Below are 21,101 nucleotides of genomic sequence, written 5' to 3' on the forward strand. Positions count from 1 at the left end.
ATCGCTCCAATCCAGCTAGCCAACAGGCTGTCAACTGCCATTATGCACTCACCCAGCGCAACGTGACATCCCCCGATTGGCTAGTATCCAAGTAGCAGTTGATGGTTGTAGATTGTTGCCAAGCGTCCAGTGGTCGACATCCTCCGGATGTTGATGCGCCGCACTGGCGCCCGGGGCGGCGGGTCAGGCTGCTGACCCGCTGTTTCCCCGGAATCCAAGGAACCGAGAGTGAGGTGGAACGCAGTGCCCCAGGATGGCCTAGGCGCCCAGTCTCGGCAACTGGTTGCCCCCTTGGTTGCCGCCACGGCGAGAGCCGGGGAGGCTCGTATGCCCACGAGTCCGCGATGACGCCGGTCCAGCGCGGCATCATCACCTGGTTCGAGCACATGGCCGTCGTCGGCCCGCCGGTCATCCTCGCCCAGATCGCCCTCATGCTCTGGCGACGCCGAGGCGCCAGGCCATCCCTGCCCCTGTCCCCACGCTGGCGGGCCCGGCGACGGTTCCGCCACCACAGCGCCACCCTTGCCGCGATCCACACCACGGAAAGGAAAAGTCCATGACCGCCCCAACCGAGCATGCCGCGCAGGCCGCGCAGGCCATAGTGCGTCCACTGTGGACCAAGGACGAGTTCGCCACCCTCATGCGCGAACTCGCCACCGACGAAGCCCCCCGGCTGTTCGCCATCGTCGAGGAGTACGGCGACGCGGAAGACGCCCGCGTCGCGGGCTACGGCCTCGCCTACGAAGACCGCGCCGAGATCACCTCGGTCGAAGGCGGCCTCCGCCTGAAGTCCGAGACCGCCGAAAAAGCCCAGGCCCGATTCGAGATCAGCCGCCGCGCGGCAGGAGCCAGCCAGACCCACCTCATGTGGCTCGACAACCGCGAGCCGCCCACACCCGAAGACGACGCCCCCGACCAGTAGACGAGCAACCGCCCCACCACAACCGACCACACCGGGATTGGATCCACCCCATGTCTTCTTACCCAAGCGCGTACCTAGGCTCCGTCGACCTCATGGCGGGACCGATCGACTATTCCGTCTTCGAGGACACCCTGCATATCACCTTCGGAGAATCGGGATCGAGGTTCCTCCTCTACGTCACCCTGTCCGAGGAAACCATCACAACCCTGACCGACATTTTCCAGCAGATGCTGCCCGTGATGCGGAACAACGCGGCCCTCATCGCTGGAGGAGGATTGGCCGACCTCCCGCCGCGCACCCACCACACCGCGGTCATCGGCCAGCCACTCCGCCACGTCGAGCCTGCCCCGCGATAACCCTGGCGAGCAGCCCAGCGCAGATCCCCGAAGTACCCTGCCCCTGTGGAGACCACCGGAGTAGGTCCGCTGCTGCGGCAGTGGCGGGAGCGGCGGCGGATGAGCCAGCTCGACCTCGCCCTGGCCGCGGACAGCTCCGCTCGGCATCTGAGCTTCGTGGAAACCGGGCGCAGCAAGCCGAGTCAGGCGATGGTCATCAAGCTGGCCGAGCGACTCGACGTCCCGGTGCGGCACCGCAACGCGCTGCTGTTGGCCGCTGGGTATGCGCCGGTGTACTCCGAGCTGCCGTTGGACTCGCCGGAGATGTCGACGGTTCGGGCGGGTATCGAGCGGCTGCTCGACGCCTACGCGCCGTTTCCCGCGCTGGTGTTCGACGGGACGTACGAGGTGGTGGCCGCCAATGAGGGGGTGCGGCGGATCATGCTGGCGGGGGTGGCCGAGCACCTTCTGGCGCCGCCGCTCAACCTGCTTCGCGTCGGGCTGCACCCCGAGGGGCTGGCGCCGCGGGTGGTCGATTTCCCCGCCTGGCGGGAGCATCTGCTCGACCGGGTGGAGCGCCAGCTCGCGAACCGGCCCACCGACCCGCTGCGCGAGCTGTACGACGAGGTGAGCGCCTATCCCCTGGTTCCCGGCCTGCCCGGGGACGGGCCGGGGCCGACTGTGGCGGTGGCGCTGCCGTTTCAGCTGGAGTTCGCGGGCGCCGTGCTGTCGTTCGTCACCACGGCGACGACGTTCAACACGCCGTTGGACGTCACAGTGTCGGAGTTGGCCATCGAGACGTTCCTCCCCGCGGATCAGGCGACCGCGGACGCCGTGAAGGCCGCCGTCGAAGCGACGGCGGCCTCACGTGGGGAACGATTTACTCGGCGCTCTTGAGCTTCTTCAGGGCGAACATCTGCAGCGCGGCGAAACCGGCGACGGTGCCCGCCTGCATGATCGTCCACACGGTGCCGATGGTGTTGGCGCCCATCAGGCCGAACAGCGCGACCACGATGCTGGCCGCCGCCCACAGGAAGTTCGCGTCGATGACGAAGGTGGTGCCGCCGCGCGAGGGGTTCTTGCTCACGGCCAGCGCGGCGACGCCGAGGCCGAACACGGTCAGGAACGCGCCGATGCCGACCAGGGCCGTGGAGGACACGCCGAGCAGGTCGCCCGCCCACGTCGAGAACGCCAGGTAGAGCAGGCCGTTGCCGGTGGTGACGACGGCGTCGAGCGCGAGGAAGCGGCGGAGCAGGGTCACGGCGGACGTGCCCGCGGCGCTGCTGTCGGACAGGCGCGAGGCGCCGTGTGCGGTCGTGGTCACGGTATCTCCTTCGGTAGCGCGTTGGGTCAACTGTGGCGGGTCTGCCGCCGGAAAGCCATTACCTGACGGGTAATCGGCCCGCGCCGTCAGCCCGGTGTCAGGGTTCTGTCAGCCTACAGGCACGTGTCAGGGTTCTGACAGCCCTCAGCAGAGTGGTATTAACGAGGCGGGAGGACCGCTTGGGTCTGCGTCGTCTGGGCGACGAGCGTGCCCGTGTCGTCCAGCAAATCGGTCTGGGCGACGATGAACTGGGCGCCCACGTGCAGCGGGCGGGCGATGGCGGTGACAGTCCCGGACCGCACGGCGCGCAGGAAGTTCGTCTTCGACTCCACGGTCGAGGTCTGCGCGCCCGGCGGCAGGTTCAGGTACGCCAGCACGCCGCCCACGGTGTCGGCCAAGCCCATGAGCGCGCCGCCGTGCATCACCGACTTCACCGTGCACCGCTCCGGCGCCCAGTCCAGCTCGGCCCGCACCTCCTCGCGGGTCGCCACGACCAGCCGCACGCCCAGCATCCGCGCGAAGGGAAGCTGGGCGAGCAGCAGTTCGGCCCCGCTCACACGACGGCCAGACGTCGGGTCAGGTGCCGGGTGAGGTCCGCGGTCACCGCGACGGCGTGGTCGGGGTTGTCGATGTAGAAGTGGTCGCCGGTGAACTCGCTGTTGCCCAGGTACTCCGTGGTGCGGGTCGCCCAGGAGGCCATCGCGCCGGGCGACATCAGCGGGTCGGACTTGCCGCTGTAGGACACCAGCGGCACGTCCACCTCGGCGGCGTCATCGACATAGGTCGAGACTACCGCCAGGTCGGCCCGCAGCACCGGGATGATCATCGCCATCACCTGCGGGTCGCCGTAGACCTCTTCCGGGAAGGAGCCCAAGGTCTTCATCCACTCGATCAGGTCCGGCTCGGGCATCTGGCTCTGCTCGTAGGTGGCCTGCTGGAACCCCTCCGGCGACCAGCCGGACGCGCCGATCAGGATGGGGCCGCGCTCGCCGTCGCGGCGCATGCACACCGCGACCCGGTAGGCGAGCTGCGCGCCGAGGCAGTGCCCGAAGAACGCGTACGGCCGGTCGTCCAGCTCGTCCAGCATCGCCTCGTACAGCGCCTCGACCAGCGGCTCGATCTCGGTGAACGCGGTCTCGCCCATCCGCTTCTCCCGGCCGGGCAGCGACACGATCTGCTGGGCGAAGTCGGGGATGAGCAGCCCGCCCCAGTTGCGGTAGATGGCGCCGCCGCTGCCCGCGTGCGGGAACAGGAACAGCCGCAGCGGCGCGTCGGAGCCGATTTCGGCTGGCTCGAACCAGTTTCCCATCGCCGCGCCCCTAGACCAGGGCCCGGACGGCGGGCAGCACGGCCTCGGCGAGCTGTTCGAGCTGGTCGCCCGGGTCCAGCGAGCCGATCCGCACGACGATGTGCCGCGCGCCCGCGCGGATGTAGCCCGCGAGCCATTCGGCGCAGTCGTCGGCGCTGCCCCAGCCGTACGCCTGGAAGGTCGACATGATCTCCAGCGAGCGGCCGTAGTAGCCCTGGAGGTATTCCTCAAGCTGCGCCTTGGCTTTGGCGGCGTCCGGGTTGATGTTGACGGTGGCGTAGAGGCCGGGGGTGACCGCGCCTTCCGGGCGGCCGTGCGCGGCGGCCTGCTCCTGGATCGCCGACCACGCCGCCGCGTAGGCGGTGTCGGTCGGCAGGAACGGCAGCCAGCCGTCGTAGAGCCGGGCCGTGCGGGCGAGCACGCGCGGGGTGTCGCTGCCCGCGAGCCACAGCGGCGGGCCGCCGGCGGTGGCGGGCGCGGCCAGGCGGTCCAGTCCTTCGGTCTGCCAGAGCTTTCCGTTGTGGACAGTCGGGGTGCCGTCGGTCCGGGCCGCCCACGCTGTCTTCCAGTAGCGAACGGTCTCGTCGAGCCTGCCGACGCGGCCCGCGAACGGGACGCCGACGGCGTTGAACTCGTCTTCGCTCTCAGGCATCGGGAATCCCGCGCCCAGGCCGAGAACGAGCCGGTCTCCGCCTGCGGCGTGGTCGAGGCTGGTCACCATGTTGGCCCCCAGCAACGGGTGGCGCAGCGACGCGGTCAGCGCGCCGGTGCCCAGGGTGATCCGCTCGGTCACCGCGGCGGCGGCCGAGAGGACGACGAACGGGTCGAGCCGGGTGCGGGCGACGAGCGAGTCACCGGTCCACAGCGAGTCGTAGCCCAGGTTTTCCGCGCGCCGGGCGAAGTCGAGCAGCGGGGCTATCGAGAAGTCGTTGAGGATGGCCATTTCGCGGGTCGGCAGCAGCGCGCCGATCCGGACCGTGCTAGTCATGCTGGTGCCCTTTCAGTGGTCGGCATCCGCTCGTCGCGGAGCGCGCGGCGCAGGATCTTCCCGGACGGGTTGCGGGGGATGGCGTCCAGGAACTCCCACTCGGTCGGGATCTTGTAGTCGGCGATGCGCCCGGAGAGGAACACCATCAGCTCGCGCGCGGTGATCTCGCGGCGCGCGACGACGCAGGCGTGCACGGCCTCGCCCCACAGCGGGTGCGGCAAGCCGATGATCGCCGAGTCACTGACGTCGGGGTGGTCGGCCAGCGCCTTCTCGATCTCGGCCGGGTAGATGTTCTGCCCGCCCTGGATGATCGTGTCGTTGATGCGGTCGCAGAGGAACAGGTAGCCGTTCTCGTCCAGGTAGCCCGCGTCACCCATGTGCAGCCAGTCGCCGATCAGGGTCTTCGCGGTGGCCTCGGGCAGGTTCCAGTAGCCGAGCATGTGCGCGGGCGTCTTGATGCAGACCTGGCCGATCTCGTTGGGCGGCAACACGTTTCCCTGCCCGTCGATGATCTTCAGCTCGTGCCCCGGGCACGCCTTGCCCGCGGCCTTGAGCAGCGGACTGCCCGGCACGTGGTCCTCCGGCGGCAGCGACACCGCGCAGGTCCCGGTCTCGGTCGCGGCGTAAATCTGCGCGAACTCGCAGCCCATGACGTCGATCAGCCGCTCCAGCAGGGCCGACGAGATCGGCGCGGCGCCGTAGGCGACCTTGCGCAGCGACTTGAACGTGTCCGGGCCGACTTTGCGCTCCTCGATGAGCATCTGGAGCATCGCGGGCGCGGCGAAGGTGATCGTCACCCCCACTGTCTCAATGAGACGGACGGCTTCCTCCGAGACGAACATCCGCATGACCACGTTGGTGGCGCCCGCGTTGAAGCCGTGCATGAACCAGCCCATGCCCGCGATCCCGAAGCCAGGCAGGGAGATCAGGCTCTTGTCGGTCGGCAGCCAGTCCAGCCAGGCCACGTCCGCCTCGGCCATCGCCTCGGGCAGGGTGAAGAACGCCCGGTTCGCCAGCACGACGCCCTTGGGGAACCCGGTGGTGCCGCTGGTGTAGATCTGGAGCACCGCGTCGTCCGGGCCGGTGGGCGAGACCAGGTCGTCGGCCGGGCTGTCGCCCTTCCACGCCTGGAAACCCGCCGCCCGCTCGGCCGCGGTGTCCAGCTCGATCACCGCGCGCAGGGTGGGCAGCTCGGGCCGCACTTTTTCGGCCACCGACAGGAACTCGCGCTCCACGAACAGCAGCGTGGCGCCGGAGTCGCGCAGGATGTGGTCGACCTCGGCGGGGGTGAGCCGCCAGTTGACCGGGACCAGCACGACACCGGACTTGGCGCAGCCCAACGCGATCTCGTAGTAGTGCTCGGATTCCAGGCCGAGATAGGCGATCCGGTCGCCGACGCCCAGACCGGCGGCGAGCAGCCGGTGGGCGGTGCGGTTGGACTCGCGGTGCAGTTCGGCGTAGGTGACCACGCGGTCCTCGCAGAGCACAGCGGGGTGGTCGCCGCGGTCGGCGGCGTGCCGGGCCGACGTGGCGGTCAGCGTCCAGTTCTGGTTCATGGCCTCTCTCCTACGCTGGGACACCGGACAGGCTCAGGTCGACGAACTCGGCCAGCAGCGTCGGGGTCGGGTGGTCGAAGGTGACTCCGGACGGCAGCGGCACGCGGACCGCGCTCTCCAGGGTGTTCTTGAGGTCGACCGAGGCCAGCGAGTCCATGCCCATCCGGACGAACTCCGCGCCCGCCTCGACGTCGTTGACGTCCTCGATCAGCAGAATCCGGGCGACGGTGCAGCGGATGAAGTCGCGGATCGTCGCGACCCGCTCATCCCGAGGCAACGCGCGCAGCTCGTCGGGGTCCAGGCCGCTGTCGCCGCCTTCGACCGGGGTGTGCAGCTCGCTGTAAAGGCCGCTGGCGACCGGTTTCGCCGCCATGAACCGCGGCCAGTCGACCTCGCCCGCGGCGACCTGCGGCACGTCCCCGCCGAGCAGCGCGGTCAGCGCGCGCAGCGCCTTGGCCGGGGTGAAGAACTTGACGCCCTCGTGCTCCAGCGCCTTGACGTGCAGGTCGCTCAGCCGCGCCGACATGCCGACCTCCGACCACGGGCCCCAGTTGACCGCGAGCGCGGGCAGGCCCTGGGCGGCCCGCCAGTGGCAGAGCTGGTCGAGGAACGCGTTCGCCGCGGCGTAGTTCGACTGCGACACGCCGCCGACGACCGAGGCCGCCGAGGAGAAGGCGACGAAGAAGTCCAGCTCCGGCAGGTCTTTGGTGGCCTCGTGCAGCAGCCACGCCCCGTAGACCTTGGGGCCGAACAGGCCGTCGATGCTTTCCCAGGTCTGCGCGGGAATCGGCGCGTCGGCGAGCCCACCGGCGGCGTGCACCACGCCCGCGAGTGGGTGGCCCTTGGCCAGGCCGGCGAAGATCCGCCGCACGTCGGCCGCGTCGCCGAGATCGCCTTGGTGCACGGTCACTTCCGCGCGATCGTTCAGCCGTTCCCAGATGTCGACCGCGTCGGCGGCTGGCGTGCCGCGCCTGCCGACCAGCGCGATGTGGCGGGCGCCGAGGTCGACCAGCTTCTCCGCAGTGACCAGACCGAGCGCGCCCAGGCCACCGGTGATCAGGTACGTGCGGTCGTCGCGAATCCGGACCGCGCGGCCGTCGTCCGCGGTGTGCGGGCGCAGCCGCCGGACGTGCCGGACGCCGTGGCGGTAGGCGACCTGGAAGTCGCCGACGTCCTTGGCGCGCAGCTCGGAGAGCAGCCCGTCGACGCCGTCGGTGTCGACCAGGGTCGGGCGGTAGGTCGGGAACTCGTTGAGCAGCACCTGCGCGAAGCCCCACAGGGTCGACGCGGCCAGCCGCTCGGGCGGGGCCAAGTCGTCGCCGGGCAGGACCTGCGCCCGCTCCGTGACCAGCCAGAGCCGCTGCGCACGGCCGAAACCGGTTTCCGACAGGACTTTCAGCGTGTCCAGCAGGTTGGTGAAGTTGTGCTCGTTCTCCGCCCGCAGACCGTCCACACCAGACTTATTGAGCTGACGCCAGAACCACACCACGTCGGTCGGGTCGTCGGCGACGTGCTCGGCGCCGAACCGCAGCGTGACCCCCGCGACCTCGGCTGAGGCGGCCAGCGCGGGGTCGGCGTCGCGATTGAGCACCACGACCCGCCGGGGCGCGAGCGCTGCCGTCGGCTCGGTCACCGGGACCGGCAACCAGTGCATCCGGTGCAGGAAGTCGCCCGGCGTGCCGTGCGACAGCCCGACCTCGGACAGCTCGGCCACCAGGCGGTCGCCCTCGTAGACGGCGACATCCGCGCGGACGTCCTCGTCCACGAGGGTCGGCTCGGCGGCCCGGACCACCGCGCGCAGCGCGCTCGACCGGGGCTTTTTCACCAGCCGCACCGCGCCGACCCGCAGCGGCACGCCGTCGCCCACCACGCTGAACAGCGTCGAGGGCAGATACTCGGCGGGCTCGCCGACCAGCCCGATCTCGGTTCCGTCGAACCCGGCGGGCGAATCCGCTTGCGGCGCACCGATTGTCGCCGTGGCGACAACGGTTTCGCCGACGTGCACGAGCACGTGGTCGCCCACCAGCACCGTGCGCAGGTCCACGGCCTCGCTCTCGCCGGGCGGCAGCGCGGTCAGCCGCACATCGGTCACCGGCCGGGCCGTCTCGCCGAACACCTTGTCCTGCACCGCGAACAGCAGATCCAGCAGCGCCTCCGCGTTGGGCGCCTCGGCCGCCTGGGCGCGGAACTCGCGCGTGCCCACCTCGCCTGCCACTTCGGCGCCGAGCAGCGGGTGTCCGCCGACCGCGCGGGCGTAGTTGCCCTTGCCCTCCGGGAGCCAGTAGCGCTTGCGGTCGAAGGCGTAGGTGGGCAGCACCAGCCGGGTTCCGGCGCGGTCGCCGTGGAAAGCGGCCCACGCCACGGTGATCCCGGCGGCGTAGAGCTGGGCGACGGACTTGCGGATCGTCGCGCCTTCGGGGTCTTTCGGGTGCGCGCTGGTGATCCAGCGGTGCTCGGCGGCGTCCACGCACTTCTTGGCCAGCGCGGTGAGCGCGCCGGACGGGCCGACCTCGATGAACACGTGCTTGCCCCGGCGCTGCAACGCGGCCATGCCCGCGGCGAAGTTCACCGGCTCGCCGATGTGGCGGACCCAGTACTCCGGGTCGGAAATCTGGGCGACCCGGGCGACCTTGCCGGTGAGGTTGGAGATCAGCGTCAGCCGCGGCTCGTGGAAGGTGATTCCCTTGAGCTCGGCGCGGAACTCCTCGAACACCTCGGTCATCAGCGGCGAGTGGAACGCGTGCGACACGGCTAGTTGCTTGACGGTGACGCCCTGCTCGGTCAGCTTCGCGGTGACCTCGGCCAGCGACGCGCTGCCGCCGGACACCACGCACTGCGACGGCGCGTTGTAGGCGGCCATCGCCAGGTCGTCGTAGCCTTCCAGCAGCGGGGCCACGTCCTCGGCGGGCGCGGTCACCGCGGCCATGCCGCCGGGCGCGGTCACCGACTGCATGAGCCGGCCGCGCGCGGCCACGAGTTTCACCGCGTCTGGCAAGGTGAACAGGCCCGCGACGGTGGCCGCGACGACCTCGCCGATGCTGTGCCCGATGAGCGCGGCGGGCCGGGCGCCCCAGGTGATCCAGAGCTGCGCCAGGGAATACTCCAACGCGAACAGCGCGGCCTGGGTGAAGCGGGTCTGGTCGATCGCGCCGTCGTCGTCGGCGGTGCCCAGCACCAGGTCGCGCACCGAGCGGCCCAGCAGCGGGGCGAACAGGCGGTCGCACTCGTCCAGGTTCCGCGCGAACTCGGGGTGGTCGCGGTAGAGCGGCGCGCCCATCCCCAGGTACTGCGATCCCTGGCCGGTGAACAGGAACGCGATCTTGCGCGAGTCGCCCGCGCTGACGGTGTCGACGTCCTTGTCCAGCAACGCTTCCAGCTCGGCCGTGCTCCGCACGACCCCGGCGACGCGCAGCGGGAAGTGCGCCCGCCCGGTGGTGACCGTGCGGCACAGCTCGCCCAGGTCGGTGCCCGGGTGCGCGGCGAGGTAGTCGCGGTAGCGGTCGAGCTGGGCCTTGAGCGAACGCCGGTTCTTCGCCGACAGCGCGAAAACCTCGCCCGCCACCGGACTCGGCCGCCGGACCGGCTCGGCCACCGGCGGGGCCTGCTCCAGGACGGCAGCCGAGATCGTGCCGCCGAAGCCGAAGCTGTTGACCAGCGCGCGTTTCACCGCCGCCGTCCACGGCCGGGCCTCGGTGGGCACCTCGACCGGGTAACTGGCCCACGGGATGCGGCCGGAGGGGTTGGTGTAGTTCAGGTGCGGGAAGATCGTGGACTCGCGGAGCTGCAACACGGCCTTGATGACGCCGACGATGCCCGCCACCGGCTCCATGTGGCCCAGGTTGGTCTTCACCGAGCCGACGATGACCGGCGCGTCCTTGGTGTGGGACTGGGCGAACACGTCGGCGATGGCGCCCATCTCGATCGGGTCGCCCAGCGGCGTGCCGGTGCCGTGCGCCTCGACGTAGGAGATGTCCACCGGGTCCAGTGCCGCGGCGCGCAGAGCGGAGCGCATGACCTGCTCCTGCGCCGGTCCATTCGGGACGGTCAGGCCCGCGCTGTCGCCGTCCTGGCCGACCGAGGTGCCGCGAACCAGCGCGAGCACGGTGTCGCCGTCGCGGCGGGCGTCGGAAAGCCGCTTGAGGACAAGCACGCCGCACCCCTCGGCGCGGGCGTAGCCGTCGGCGGACTCGTCAAAGGTCTTGCACTGTCCGTCGGTGGACAGCATGTTCGCCGCCGAGAAGATCACCTGCGTGCGCGGGTGGTGCAGCGCGTTGACCCCGCCCGCCAAAGCGATATCGCACTCGCCCGAGCGCAGTCCCTTGACGGCCAAGTGGATCGCGGTCAACCCCGACGCGCACGCCGTGTCCACCGTCATGCACGGCCCGTGCCAGCCCAGGAAGTAGGAAAGCCGACCCGACAAGGGAAAGAAGGTCACACCGGAGGCGAGGTGCCCGTCCAGCTCAGGGTAGGCGAGCTGGTCCATCTCGAAGGCGTAGTCGATGGAGCTGGCGCCGACGTAGACGCCGCCGTTGCCCTTGCGCAGCGGCGTCGGGTCGATGTTGGCGTGCTCCAGCGCTTCCCACGCGGTCTCCAGCAGCAGCCGCTGCTGGGGGTCCATGTACTGCGCCTCTTTGGGGGAGATGTTGAAGAACGGCGCGTCGAACAGGTCGAGCCGATCCAGGTAGCCGCCGTTCTCGGCCCGGATCTTGCCCTTGTCGTCCGCGCCGCCCGGCGTGAACGCCTCCGCGTCCCACCGGTCCCTCGGCAGCGGCACGATGCCCGACCGCCCGGCCCGCAGGAAGTCCGCGAACTCAGCCGGATTCCCACTGCCACCAGGAAACCGCAACCCCATGCCGACGATCGCGATGGGCTCGTACTTCTCCAGCATCAGCGACCGGATCGTCTCCCGCTGACGCCGCAGTTCCTCACCGAGACCAGTCTCGTCCGGCATTGCCATGTCCGCCTTTCGATGGAACGCGCTTCAGGCGCGGTAGAGGTCCTTGAGCATGTCGTCGACAAACACCCGGTCCGACTCCCCGCCCACCGCGGCCGCCGCGGCGGCCTGCTGGCGCGGGAAGACATCGGCGAGCACGTCGGTCATGAGGTAGGCCACCAGTTCACGCACGGTCGGCCGGTTGAACAGCGCGTTGGCGCTGATGTCGCACCCCAGCCGGTCCTCAAGCCGCCGCTTCACGTCGGTGATCCGCAGCGAGGTCAGGCCCAACTCGAAGAAGGCCTTGTCCAGCGCCAAGTCTTCCCCCGCCCCCATCAGCAGTGCTTCCCGGAACTCCCCCACGACAACGGCCTCCAGGGCATCAGGGCGTTCGGAGAGCGGCACAGCCAGCAGCTCCTCGACGGTCGGGGTCCGTTCGGACATGGCTGCCTCCGTTGTTCAGGTTTCCCACTTCCGCGGCCCCGATCAGAACAGCCCCGGCTGATGAAGCCCTGACCAGCCACTGACCTGCAAAGGTGATCGGAACGTGTCAGATATCAGCCAGCCCCTCGGCAACCGGCGGCCATGCCGATACTCTTAGTGGCCGACCGGTCACGCACAGGGGGAGTCATGCCCGACGGCACATCGCCGCCGCCAGCACAACTGGAAGCAGAAGAGAACATGCGCCGGTGGATGGAAGCGCACAGCCAGCTGCCGCCCGCCAACGCCCCGTTCAGCGGAATCTTCGGAATCTACGCCAGCCTCAAGAACCTGGTCGCCGCCGTCGAGGCGGGCCAGTTCGCCATCGCCCCGGACACGGCGAAGGCGATTGTCGACCGACTCCAGGAAGTTCAAGACTCGGTGGAACAGGTAACCCAAATCGCTCGCCAGATCGCCGTTGTCACGCCGCTTGGCGGCGGGTTCGGCGAGAAGGTCGGCCAGTTCAACCAGCAACTCGCCGATGGCATGGACGACTCGGCCCTCAGCATTCTGCGCAAGTTCACGGATCAATTGGAAAAGCTCAAAGCAGCCGCGGCGGCCAACGTGCGGCTCTATCAGGACGTCGACGCCGACAACCAGAGCGCTTTCTCGGGCGGCCAAAGGTGAACGGGCGGGCTTCGATGGCGAACTGGGCCACCGGCCTGGCGGCGGCCGCGGTTGCGCTGTCTCTCACCGCGTGCTCGGACACAGAAGCTGGCAGCCCCAGCCCGGTCTCGGTCGCGCCCACAAGCGCCAAGCCGTCGCCGACCACGTCAAGGACCACAAGCACCACGTCGACACGGGCGACATCACCGTTGTCCACAATGGACCCGTGCGCGCTCCTGTCGGACGCCGACCGGGCGGCGCTCGGCGTCCCGGCGGGCGAGCCGAGCGGCTTGAAGTCCTCAAATGGGTGCGGCTGGATGAAGTCGGGTGACTTCGGCTTCAGCATCGCGCTGCATTCCTCTGTCGGCGTGGCGAAGGCGAACTACCAGGGCGCTACGCCCACACCTGTGCCCATCGGCAAGCACGAAACCACCAGGCTGGAAAACCTCGGCGGCGGCGAGGGCGGCTGCGACGTCTATTTCTCGATCACCGCGTCGTCCATGGTCCAGGTGACCGCGACGGCCAGCGGGTTGCGGGACACCGCGAAGGCGTGTGCCGTGGCGACCGAGGTCGCCCGGATCATCGACCCCAAGTTGCCGTGAGAGAGGTGGCTGGATGACTGGGCCAAGTGCGCGGCAGGCGCCCCAACCAGACGGAAACCCTTTCGCGCAACCCCACCCGGCGCTGAAGGAGATGACCGACGCGGGCAACCCCCAGGCCGCACAGGACGTGGCCGACGACTGGCGGTTGCTCAGCGAGCACTTGGGCCAGGCGGGCGTGGCGCTGCAGCAGGCCGTGTTCGGCTCGGAGGCCGGGTGGGAAGGGCAGGCAGGCGACGCCATGCGCTACCGGCTCGGCAAGGTCGCGGAGTGGAGCATGGCCACCAGCGAGCATTTCGCCGCGGCGAGCACGGCGATCGGCACGCAGTCCGAGGCGGTGAGCACGGCCAAGAACGCCATGCCCGAGCCGGTTCCGTACGACCCCACGCGGATGTTCTTCGATGCGACGGGCGACCCCACCGCCATGGCGCGGCTCGCCCAGGAAGTCCAGGCCCAGTACGAGCGAAACCAAGCCGCGCACGAGGAAGCGGCCCGGGTGGTCGAGCAGCGCGACGCGCTGCTGGCCGAGGCGGCCGCGGCGGTGCCGCCCTTCCTACCGCCGCCCGAGCTTGACGAACTTGTCGCCCCGAGCCCGGTTCCGCCCCCGAGCATCCCGCCGATCGGGAAACCCGCGCCAGTGCCCATCGGGCCACCCGGTGGCGACCCAGGCGGACCAGGTGGCGGCGGTGGCACGGGTGGCGGCGACTCAGGCGGCGGGGGCCAAGGCGACGGTGACCAAAGCGACCGTGACCAAGGCGGCGGGGAGGACGCTGGCCGGGACGAAGGACGACCGGAACCAGGTGAGCGGGTGCGGCCTGTTGTTCCGCCGGACTCCGGAACTGATCTCGCGGGCTGGCGGCCCATGCCGCCCGAGCCCGGCAATGCCTTCCAACACGGGCAGACGGCCGGGCCCGGCTCTGGGACCGGCGTGCCCGCCACCGCGTTCGGCGGCGGAGTCGGCGGCGGGCGCCCCGGCGTCGGATCGGCTGGTGGCCGCGCCGGGTTCGGGCCCGGTGGACCGGGAGCGGGCGGAGCCGCGGACCCGGGCCGGGGCGGGGCAACGGGACGGGGCGTTCCGACCGGGATCGGAGCAGGTGGCGTGGGGGCCGACGCGGCGGCCGGGCGCGGGGGAACCGCGGCCAACCGGGGCGCGGCGGGCATGGGGCCGGGCGGAATGGGCGGCGGGCGCGGGCAAGGCGGCGAGGACAGCGAGCATGAGCGGCCCACCTACCTGCAGGAGACCGATCCCCACGATCTGTTCGGGCCCGATGAGCTGACCGCCCCACCGGTGATCGGGGGCTGAGCGGGTGATGGCCACCCTCTCGCTGGCCGGTTTCGACGTGCTGTGGAACGATCTCGGGCTCGGCGCCGTGCCGTTTCCGTTGGAGGTCCCCAGTCATGGGGACACGCTCGATGAGCGGGCGCGCATCAAGGCCGTCACCTACCGGGTGTTGGAGCGCGACGGGCTGGTGCGGTCCGGCAGGCCGGTGCCCGAGCTGGAGGACGCGCTGCGGCTGCTCGCCGCGCCCCAGTTGGCCGTCAGCCTGGTCGTGCTGCTCACCTCGGGTGGAGAACGGCCGCCGAAGGCATTGGCGGTTTCGCGTGGGCGGCAGGCGGTTCTGGCTGTGCAGCGGGACCAGACCGTGTGGCTGCGCGAGGTGCGGGACACCGCCGTGATCATGTCGGTGGTCGATCTGGTTCCCGGGAACCGCCCTGGCCCGGGGCGCTCGATCACTGTGCCCGGCGGCCGTCCGGCCGAGTCGGGCAGCCTGATGCGGCCCGCGCTGGAGCAGGCGGGCGGGCCGGAATCACGGCAGCTCAAGGCAGTCCTGGAGCGGCCCATGTCGCGGGCGGGAATGCTCGGCCTCACTTCGCGCACACCGCAGGGGAAACCTCGTCGCCTGCCCGGTGTCGTCTGGGTCGACAACGACCAGGGCCGCTACGCCCTCTCCGTCACCCGAGGCCCGGACGGCGCCGAGTGGACCACCCTCACCCCGGCCGACAACGCCCGGCTCGCCGCCCGACTGGGCGAACTCCTGACCACATAGGAAAAACCCGGGCGGTGGCTGGCGAACCGCCGCCACCGCCCGGGTTTCACGCCGCCGCGAGGGCCAGCACCGCGTTCTGCCCGCCGAAGCCGAACGAGTTGCTCAGGACCAGCCCCGGCGACACCGGCGTGGCCGCCAGGGCCACGTCGATGTCGATGCGCGGGTCGAGCATGGTGGTGTTCGCCGTCGGCGGGACCGTGCCGTTGGCCATGGTGAGCAGGGCGAAGACCGCTTCCGCCGCCCCCGCCGCGCCCATCATGTGCCCGGTCACGCCCTTGGTCGAGGTGACCAGCGGGCGGTGCGGCAGGACCCGGGCGAGCACCTGCGCCTCGACTAGGTCGTTGAGCGGTGTGGAAGTGCCGTGCGCGTTGACATGCACGACATCCGCCGCGCTCGCCCCCGCTTCGGCCAGGGCCGCGTCGATCGCGGCACGGACGCCGCGGCCGTCGGGGTCCGGGGAAGTGACGTGGTGGGCGTCGGCGGTGGCGCCGTAGCCCAGCACCCGGCCCCGGACCCGCCTGCCCGCCGCCTGAGCGTCCGGGAGTCGTTCCAGGACCAGCATCGCCGCACCCTCCGCGCCGACGAAGCCGTCGCGGTCGATGTCGAACGGCCGCGACGCCGCGCCGGGATCGTCCCGTTTGGACAGTGCGCCCATCCGGGCGAACCCGGCCATGGTGACCGGATTCAGCAGGGCCTCGGTTCCCCCGGCCAGCACGATGTCGCACCGGTCGCGGGCCAGCAGGTCCCGGGCGATCCCGATCGCCGTCGCCCCGGACGCGCACGCCGTGGCCACCACCATGTTCGGGCCTCGGGCGCCGAACTCCATGGCGACCTGGCCCGCGGCCATGTTGGACAGGTGCATCGGGAGCAGCAGCGGCGAGACCCACGCGGGGTTCTCCTCCAGCAGCACCCGGTGCTGGGCCTCGAAGGTCTCCGCGCCGCCACCGGCGCTGCCGATGACCACGCCGACCCGCGCGCCGTCCCAGGTGGCGGTGTCCAGTCCGGCGTCGGTCACCGCCTCCTTGGCCGCGACCAGCGCGAGTTGCACGAACCGGTCCAGTCGGTGCGCCCTGCGGCCACCGAGTAACGCCTCGGGATCGAAGCCCGGCACCCGGCAGGAGATCGACACCGGGTTCTTCGCCAGGACGGGGTCGTGGGCCGCGGCCGACCGGCCCGCCAGCACGGCCGCCCAGCCTGCTTCGACCCCGATCCCGCCGGGGGTGACCAGGCCGAGCCCGGTCACCGCGACGTCGTCGGGGCCCGCCATCAGACCGTCACGCTCCGCTCGGTCATCAGGGCGACGATCTCGCCGACCGTCTCGACCTCGATCAGCTCGTCGTCGCTGATCTTGAGGCCGAGCTCCTTCTCCAGCACCAGCGACAGCTCGACCACGGCCAGCGAGTCCAGCTCGACGTCCTCTTTGGACGCCTCCATGGTGACCTGGTCCGGGGAGACCTTGAGCTTGTCGACCAGAATGTTCTTGAGCGTCTCGAACACGGCGTTCTCCTTGGGTTTCCTGAGGAAGTTCTTACCGGAAATCGGTTTTCAGGCCGGGCCGGACAGCCAGTCGACAGGCAGGCCCATGTAGGTCATCCGCGACTCGGCCATCTCGTCGGTCCACCGCTCGGCCGCGTCGTAGCGCTCGTCCGGGGTGGTGTCGAGCATCCGCACGCCGGGCCACAGCTCGTAGTCGCCGACCAGGTCGGCGTGCTGGTGCATGCCCTTCTGGAACAGCTCCTCGCGGTGGATGACGTACTCCCGGTCGGGCACCTCGTTCCAGAGCTTCCGCCCGCCCTCAAGGATTTCCAGCAGGCGCGGCTTGTACTCCGGGGTCTTGATCAGGTGCTCGCGCAGGATGGAGCTGCCGACCACCAGGTGGCGGATCTCGTCAATCGAGGTGCCCCGGGAGATCTCGCCCGCGGCCGGGTCGAGCACGCCCCACTTGCGCTCGCTCAGCTCGGCCGCGGGCGCGAGCACGCCCTCGATGACGATGGTGAACACCGCGACGCCGCCGTAGAAGTCCTTGCGGTCGCGGACGATGTCGAGCGAGAACTCCTCGACCGGGGTCAGCACACGCCGCCGGTACTCCGCGGTCATGTCCTCGATCTCGGCGAACAGCTTGTCCTGCGGCACACCCAGTTCGACCAGGTGGTTGCGGAACACCCGGGCGTGCCGGGCCTCGTCCATGAGCTGGGTGGCGAAGAACTCCATCTCCGGAATGCCCGGGGCGTTGGCCACGTAGTACGCCAGCAGGCGGGTGGCCAGTTCCTCGGACAGGGCACGGAAACCGAACTCCAGGATCAGCGCCTGGCGCAGCGGCCCGTCTTCGCGCATGAAGTCCGGGACCACGGCGTCCGGGCCGTGCCCGCTGGCGCCCCGGCCCGCGAGGGTGCCCTGGGCCACCTCGGTGAACCAGTAGGCGAGGTCGCAGCGCTCCGCGGTGAGGGTGAGGTTCTTGGCCCCATCGAGCAGTGTCGGCGCGGCGTCGAAATCCGCTTCTGGGGCGATGGACTGGGTCATCGCGACTTGGTGTCCTTTCAGCTCGCGGGTTGCAGCGTGGGCGACTCTGCGGTCTTCGGCGCGTGCCCGGCCGGGGCCTGCTGGTCGATGCCGAGGTCGTCAAGCATCTTCTGGTAGGCGGGCTGGGCTTCCGGCTCGAACGGCAGCCCGAAGGGCTTCATGAAGTTGCCGAACAGGCCGCGGTCGCCGAAGAGGTGGAACGGGATGATGAGCAGCCCCCACTCGGGGCCGATCGTCAGGCACCACACCAGGATCACCGCGCCCTGGGTGATGAAGCTGTGCATGAAGTTGTAGAGCACGTAGTAGACCTTGGGCACCGGCCCGCCGTTGGCCTTCTTGTAGGCGATGGCCCCGGGCAGGTAGCCGATGATGTCGATGTAGAAGAATCCGGCCACCACGACCCACCAGCGCAGCTCGCTGAAGTTCGCGATCATCAGGCCGGTGACCACGGCCACGCCGAACAGGTACTCCGCTCGGTGCAGTTGGAAGGTCTTGGGCGTCTCGTAGGGGTTGAGTTGGTCCATTGTGGACTCCAGAATCTACTGGCCAGGCGTGGCCGCTGCTGCGGGCTGGAGCTGGAGGTCGCCCGCGAAGGACACCTCCGGGAAGGAGCCGTCGATGGCCCAGGCCACCGTCTCCCGGATGACCCGCTCGGCGATCGGGTCGAGAATGCCCGCCATGGACGGGATGCCGAAGTCGAAGTCGGCGGCGAACGTGACGGTCACGTCCGCGCCGTCCTGGGTGAACGTCCAGGTCCCGGCGAAGGTGTCGAAGTCGCCGTCGTCCTGGGTGAAGGTCACCGTCATGGCGTCGAGGTCGAAGACCTCGGCCTCGGTCCAGCGCAGCAGGCCGCTGCGGAAGTGCAGCTCCCAGCTTGAGCTGCCGGTGCCCGAGGGCAGGGTCTGGTGGACCTCGGTGGCGCGCACGTGCGGCGCCAGGTCCGGGTAGCGGTCGAACCGCACGAGCTCGGCGAGCACCGCGGCGGCGTCGGCTCCGCGCACTGTCGCTTCCAGGTCAACGTGTCGCACTGGTCACCTACCGCCTTCCGGCATCGTGGCCGAGCCCGTGACGAGGTCGCGGGTGGCCTGGTCTATCGCGGTCAACAGGAAGTCCACATCGGACTCGGTGAGAATCGCGGGCGGGGTGAACCGGACGACCGCGCTGCCGGTCATCGAGTGGTTGGCGACCACACCGGCGTTGAACAGCTCGGTCAGCAGCTCGCCCGCCAGGCCCGGCTCGATCAGCTCGATGCCGATGAGCAGCCCTTGGCCGCGCACCTCCTTGACCAGGTGCCCGATGTTGCGCGCGACGATCTCGGCGATCCGCGGCAGCAGCGCGGTGCCCAGCTCCATCGCCCGGGTGACGAGCCGCTCCTCTTGCAGCGCGCGGATCGAGCCGCGCACCGCGGCCATCAGCACCGGCATCGCGGCGAAGGTCCCGGTGTGCAGGAACGGGTCCTTGTCGAAGGGCTTGAACGCCTTGCGGCTGGCGATGGCCGCGGACACCGGCATGACGCCGCCGCCCAACGCCTTGCCCGCCAGCAGGACGTCCGGGGTGACGCCCTCCAGGTCGGCGCCCCACCACTCGCCGAGGCGGCCCATGCCGGTCTGCACCTCGTCCAGGATCAGGAAGCCGCCGTGCTCGCGCACCAGCGCCTCGACGCCGCGCAGGTACCCGGCGGGCGGGATCACGACCCCGGCCTCGCCCTGCACCGGCTCCAGGATCACCGCGACCTGGCCCGGGTGCGCGGAAAGCTCGGCCTCCAGGGCGTCGAGGTCGCCGTAGGGCAGGTGGACGAAGTCGGGGATGAGCGGGCGGAACGGGTTCTGGTAGACGTCCTTGGCGGTGGCCGACAGCGCGCCGAGCGACTTGCCGTGGTAGCCGTTCACCATCGACACCGTGCGCTTGAACCCGTTGGCGCGGGCCAGTTTCAGCGCCGTCTCCACCGCTTCCGCGCCGGAGAGGGAGAAGTGCACCCGGTCCAGCCCGGTGGGCACGACCCCGCACAGCTGCTCCGCGGCCTCGGCCGCGGTGGGCTCCAGCAGGATGCGGGTGCCCATCGGGTTCTTGCGGAGCTGCTGCTCCACTTCGGACAGGACGATCGGGTGGCGGGCGCCGAGGATGAACACCCCGTAGCCGCCGCAGTTGAGGAACCGCTCGCCGTCGCTGGTGGTGATCCACGCCCCGTCGGAGAGGTGCTCCACGTGGCTGCCGAGCAATTCGGCGAGGGTCACCCGGCCCCGGCTGAGGTGGGCCCGGTAGAGGTTGAGGATGCGTTCGTCGCCGGCCGAGACCGGGGTGTCCGCCACTGCGGTCACGGTGATTTCCTTTCAGGCCAGGACAAGCGGTTCGCCGTCGTAGTAGGCGATCAGGGCTTCTGCGACGCTGGCGCGCGAGGGCGGGTGGAAGGCCAGCGGGCGGACCCCGGAGGCGAGCCGGGCGCTGTCGGACGAGGTGATGAAGTCCAGCCCGCCCAACAGTTCCAGCGCGGTCGCGGTCGACTCGGCGATGGCCTGCTGCGCGGCGAACCGGGCGACGAGCGCGGCCGCGACGGCCTCCTCGCCGTCCACCCCGTCGAGCACCGCGCGGGCCGCGCCCTCCAGCACCGCGAACGCCGACTCGACCTTGACCACGAGCTGGATCTGGTCGATCGCGCTGCCCCGCCTGCGCTGCAACACCTTCTCCACCAGCGCGGCGGCCGCGCCCGCGTATCCGGAGGAGATCAGCAGCTCGAACCAGACGAACCCGGCCAGCTGCAACGCCGCCATCCGCTCCGGGTCTTCCTCGGTGGTGCGGATGACCAGGTCCTCGGGGACGAAGACGTTCTCCAGCCGCACCTCGTCGCTCTCCGCCGCGGCGAGGACGTCGTTGCCCCAGAACGGGTGCACCGAGATGCCGGGGGTGTCGGCCGGGATGATCGCCATCGCGAGTTCGGGCTCCCCGGTCGGGCCGGGGACGGCGATGCTCGCGGTGAGGTAGTCCATCGACTTCGACAGGCTGCACGGCTTCTTCGTGCCGCTGAGGGTGTAGCCGCCGGGGGCGGCGACCGCGGTGACCGCGGGCATCAGGATGTTCTGCTCGGTGCGGCCCTCGGCCCAGCCCGACGCCATGATCTTGCGGTCCGGCACGACGCTCTTGAGCACGTCGATCTGCGCGCCGGTCAGCCGGCCCTCGGTCGGGGCGAGCGCGTAGAGGGTGGCGGCGGTGAAGTGGTGCATGGTCGCCGCCGCGGCCAGCGACGGCGACAGCGAGCCGATGGCGCGCATGACCTGCACGGCCTGCACGAGGTCGGCGCCGTGGCCGCCGTGCTCGATCGGCACCAGCAGGCCGACGCCGCCGTGCTCGCGGAACAGGTCGATGACCGGGCTGCCCGGGGCCTCGCGCTCGGCGAAGGTCAACTCGCCCAACGCCTTCACCAGGCCGGGGTGGAACCGCTCGCAGACCTCGCGAGCGCTGTCGAGGGAACGCACGGGAAAACCTC

At 70.4% G+C, this 21,101-nt stretch carries 22 protein-coding genes; 8 read left to right on the top strand and 14 right to left on the bottom strand.

Going from position 1 to position 21,101, the window contains the following annotated elements:
* The first annotated feature begins 344 nt into the window (after window positions 1–344).
* The 4 genes from ACZ6SD_RS23475 (at window position 345) to ACZ6SD_RS23490 (ending at window position 2,154) form a co-directional block, all read left to right on the top strand.
* Window positions 345–560, top strand: coding sequence for a hypothetical protein (locus ACZ6SD_RS23475; protein ID WP_465319123.1), 216 nt, complete (start codon window positions 345–347; stop codon window positions 558–560).
* Window positions 557–922 carry a hypothetical protein gene (locus tag ACZ6SD_RS23480; RefSeq protein ID WP_465319124.1) on the top strand — a complete coding sequence of 122 codons (366 nt, stop codon included), beginning with the start codon at window positions 557–559 and terminating at the stop codon, window positions 920–922. Before ACZ6SD_RS23475 ends, ACZ6SD_RS23480 begins: the two co-directional genes overlap by 4 nt.
* A 92-nt stretch (window positions 923–1,014) precedes the next feature.
* Window positions 1,015–1,278: a hypothetical protein gene (locus tag ACZ6SD_RS23485; protein WP_465319125.1), complete on the top strand. Its 264-nt coding sequence runs from the start codon at window positions 1,015–1,017 to the stop codon at window positions 1,276–1,278.
* A gap of 45 nt (window positions 1,279–1,323) precedes the next feature.
* A complete protein-coding gene (locus tag ACZ6SD_RS23490; protein ID WP_465319126.1) occupies window positions 1,324–2,154 on the top strand; it encodes a helix-turn-helix domain-containing protein in 831 nt (276 codons plus the stop codon).
* Here ACZ6SD_RS23490 and ACZ6SD_RS23495 read toward each other — a convergent pair.
* The 7 genes from ACZ6SD_RS23495 to ACZ6SD_RS23525 form a co-directional block, all read right to left on the bottom strand.
* On the bottom strand, window positions 2,138–2,581 hold the full coding sequence (locus tag ACZ6SD_RS23495) for a hypothetical protein (RefSeq protein ID WP_465319127.1): 444 nt from the start codon (window positions 2,579–2,581) through the stop codon (window positions 2,138–2,140). The two genes, ACZ6SD_RS23490 and ACZ6SD_RS23495, sit on opposite strands and share 17 nt — an antisense overlap.
* Before the next feature lie 158 nt (window positions 2,582–2,739).
* Window positions 2,740–3,093: a PaaI family thioesterase gene (locus ACZ6SD_RS23500; protein ID WP_465319152.1), complete on the bottom strand. Its 354-nt coding sequence runs from the start codon at window positions 3,091–3,093 to the stop codon at window positions 2,740–2,742.
* Between the two features lie 41 nt (window positions 3,094–3,134).
* Window positions 3,135–3,890 (bottom strand): thioesterase II family protein, encoded by a 756-nt coding sequence (locus ACZ6SD_RS23505; protein ID WP_465319128.1) that lies wholly within the window; start codon window positions 3,888–3,890, stop codon window positions 3,135–3,137.
* Between the two features lie 10 nt (window positions 3,891–3,900).
* Window positions 3,901–4,878, bottom strand: coding sequence for an LLM class flavin-dependent oxidoreductase (locus ACZ6SD_RS23510; protein WP_465319129.1), 978 nt, complete (start codon window positions 4,876–4,878; stop codon window positions 3,901–3,903).
* Window positions 4,875–6,434: a long-chain-fatty-acid--CoA ligase gene (locus tag ACZ6SD_RS23515; RefSeq protein WP_465319130.1), complete on the bottom strand. Its 1,560-nt coding sequence runs from the start codon at window positions 6,432–6,434 to the stop codon at window positions 4,875–4,877. Before ACZ6SD_RS23515 ends, ACZ6SD_RS23510 begins: the two co-directional genes overlap by 4 nt.
* A gap of 10 nt (window positions 6,435–6,444) precedes the next feature.
* Complete coding sequence (locus ACZ6SD_RS23520; protein WP_465319131.1) at window positions 6,445–11,385, bottom strand: SDR family NAD(P)-dependent oxidoreductase; 4,941 nt, start codon at window positions 11,383–11,385, stop codon at window positions 6,445–6,447.
* 30 nt (window positions 11,386–11,415) lie between these two features.
* Window positions 11,416–11,811 carry an acyl carrier protein gene (locus ACZ6SD_RS23525; RefSeq protein ID WP_465319132.1) on the bottom strand — a complete coding sequence of 132 codons (396 nt, stop codon included), beginning with the start codon at window positions 11,809–11,811 and terminating at the stop codon, window positions 11,416–11,418.
* Window positions 11,812–11,997: 186 nt separating this feature from the next.
* Between ACZ6SD_RS23525 and ACZ6SD_RS23530 the strand changes: the two genes are divergently transcribed.
* The 4 genes from ACZ6SD_RS23530 to ACZ6SD_RS23545 all read left to right on the top strand — a co-directional run bounded on the left by ACZ6SD_RS23530 (window position 11,998) and on the right by ACZ6SD_RS23545 (window position 15,100).
* Complete coding sequence (locus ACZ6SD_RS23530; protein ID WP_465319133.1) at window positions 11,998–12,474, top strand: hypothetical protein; 477 nt, start codon at window positions 11,998–12,000, stop codon at window positions 12,472–12,474.
* 14 nt (window positions 12,475–12,488) lie between these two features.
* Window positions 12,489–13,055, top strand: coding sequence for a DUF3558 family protein (locus ACZ6SD_RS23535; protein ID WP_465319134.1), 567 nt, complete (start codon window positions 12,489–12,491; stop codon window positions 13,053–13,055).
* 91 nt (window positions 13,056–13,146) lie between these two features.
* Window positions 13,147–14,355 (top strand): hypothetical protein, encoded by a 1,209-nt coding sequence (locus ACZ6SD_RS23540; protein ID WP_465319135.1) that lies wholly within the window; start codon window positions 13,147–13,149, stop codon window positions 14,353–14,355.
* A gap of 7 nt (window positions 14,356–14,362) precedes the next feature.
* The gene (locus ACZ6SD_RS23545) at window positions 14,363–15,100 is read left to right on the top strand and encodes an ESX secretion-associated protein EspG (RefSeq protein ID WP_465319136.1); all 738 of its coding nucleotides are present in this window, start codon (window positions 14,363–14,365) and stop codon (window positions 15,098–15,100) included.
* 46 nt (window positions 15,101–15,146) lie between these two features.
* On the opposite strand, the gene ACZ6SD_RS23550 is transcribed toward ACZ6SD_RS23545, so the two are convergent.
* The 7 genes from ACZ6SD_RS23550 to ACZ6SD_RS23580 are packed head-to-tail and all read right to left on the bottom strand — an operon-like array spanning window position 15,147 to window position 21,090.
* A complete protein-coding gene (locus ACZ6SD_RS23550) occupies window positions 15,147–16,367 on the bottom strand; it encodes a beta-ketoacyl-[acyl-carrier-protein] synthase family protein (protein ID WP_465319137.1) in 1,221 nt (406 codons plus the stop codon).
* The gene (locus ACZ6SD_RS23555) at window positions 16,367–16,597 is read right to left on the bottom strand and encodes an acyl carrier protein (RefSeq protein ID WP_465319138.1); all 231 of its coding nucleotides are present in this window, start codon (window positions 16,595–16,597) and stop codon (window positions 16,367–16,369) included. The genes ACZ6SD_RS23550 and ACZ6SD_RS23555 overlap by 1 nt, the downstream gene beginning before the upstream one ends.
* A gap of 48 nt (window positions 16,598–16,645) precedes the next feature.
* Window positions 16,646–17,620: a VlmB-like protein gene (locus ACZ6SD_RS23560; protein WP_465319139.1), complete on the bottom strand. Its 975-nt coding sequence runs from the start codon at window positions 17,618–17,620 to the stop codon at window positions 16,646–16,648.
* 17 nt (window positions 17,621–17,637) lie between these two features.
* Window positions 17,638–18,144, bottom strand: a complete 507-nt coding sequence (locus tag ACZ6SD_RS23565; protein ID WP_465319140.1) for a hypothetical protein — start codon at window positions 18,142–18,144, stop codon at window positions 17,638–17,640.
* Window positions 18,145–18,159: 15 nt separating this feature from the next.
* Window positions 18,160–18,648 (bottom strand): type II toxin-antitoxin system RatA family toxin, encoded by a 489-nt coding sequence (locus tag ACZ6SD_RS23570; RefSeq protein WP_465319141.1) that lies wholly within the window; start codon window positions 18,646–18,648, stop codon window positions 18,160–18,162.
* Window positions 18,649–18,651: 3 nt separating this feature from the next.
* Window positions 18,652–19,938 carry an aspartate aminotransferase family protein gene (locus ACZ6SD_RS23575; RefSeq protein ID WP_465319142.1) on the bottom strand — a complete coding sequence of 429 codons (1,287 nt, stop codon included), beginning with the start codon at window positions 19,936–19,938 and terminating at the stop codon, window positions 18,652–18,654.
* 12 nt (window positions 19,939–19,950) lie between these two features.
* A complete protein-coding gene (locus tag ACZ6SD_RS23580) occupies window positions 19,951–21,090 on the bottom strand; it encodes an acyl-CoA dehydrogenase family protein (protein WP_465319143.1) in 1,140 nt (379 codons plus the stop codon).
* Between the last annotated feature and the right edge of the window lie 11 nt (window positions 21,091–21,101).

This window comes from Actinokineospora sp. NPDC051303 (genome assembly GCF_055586285.1).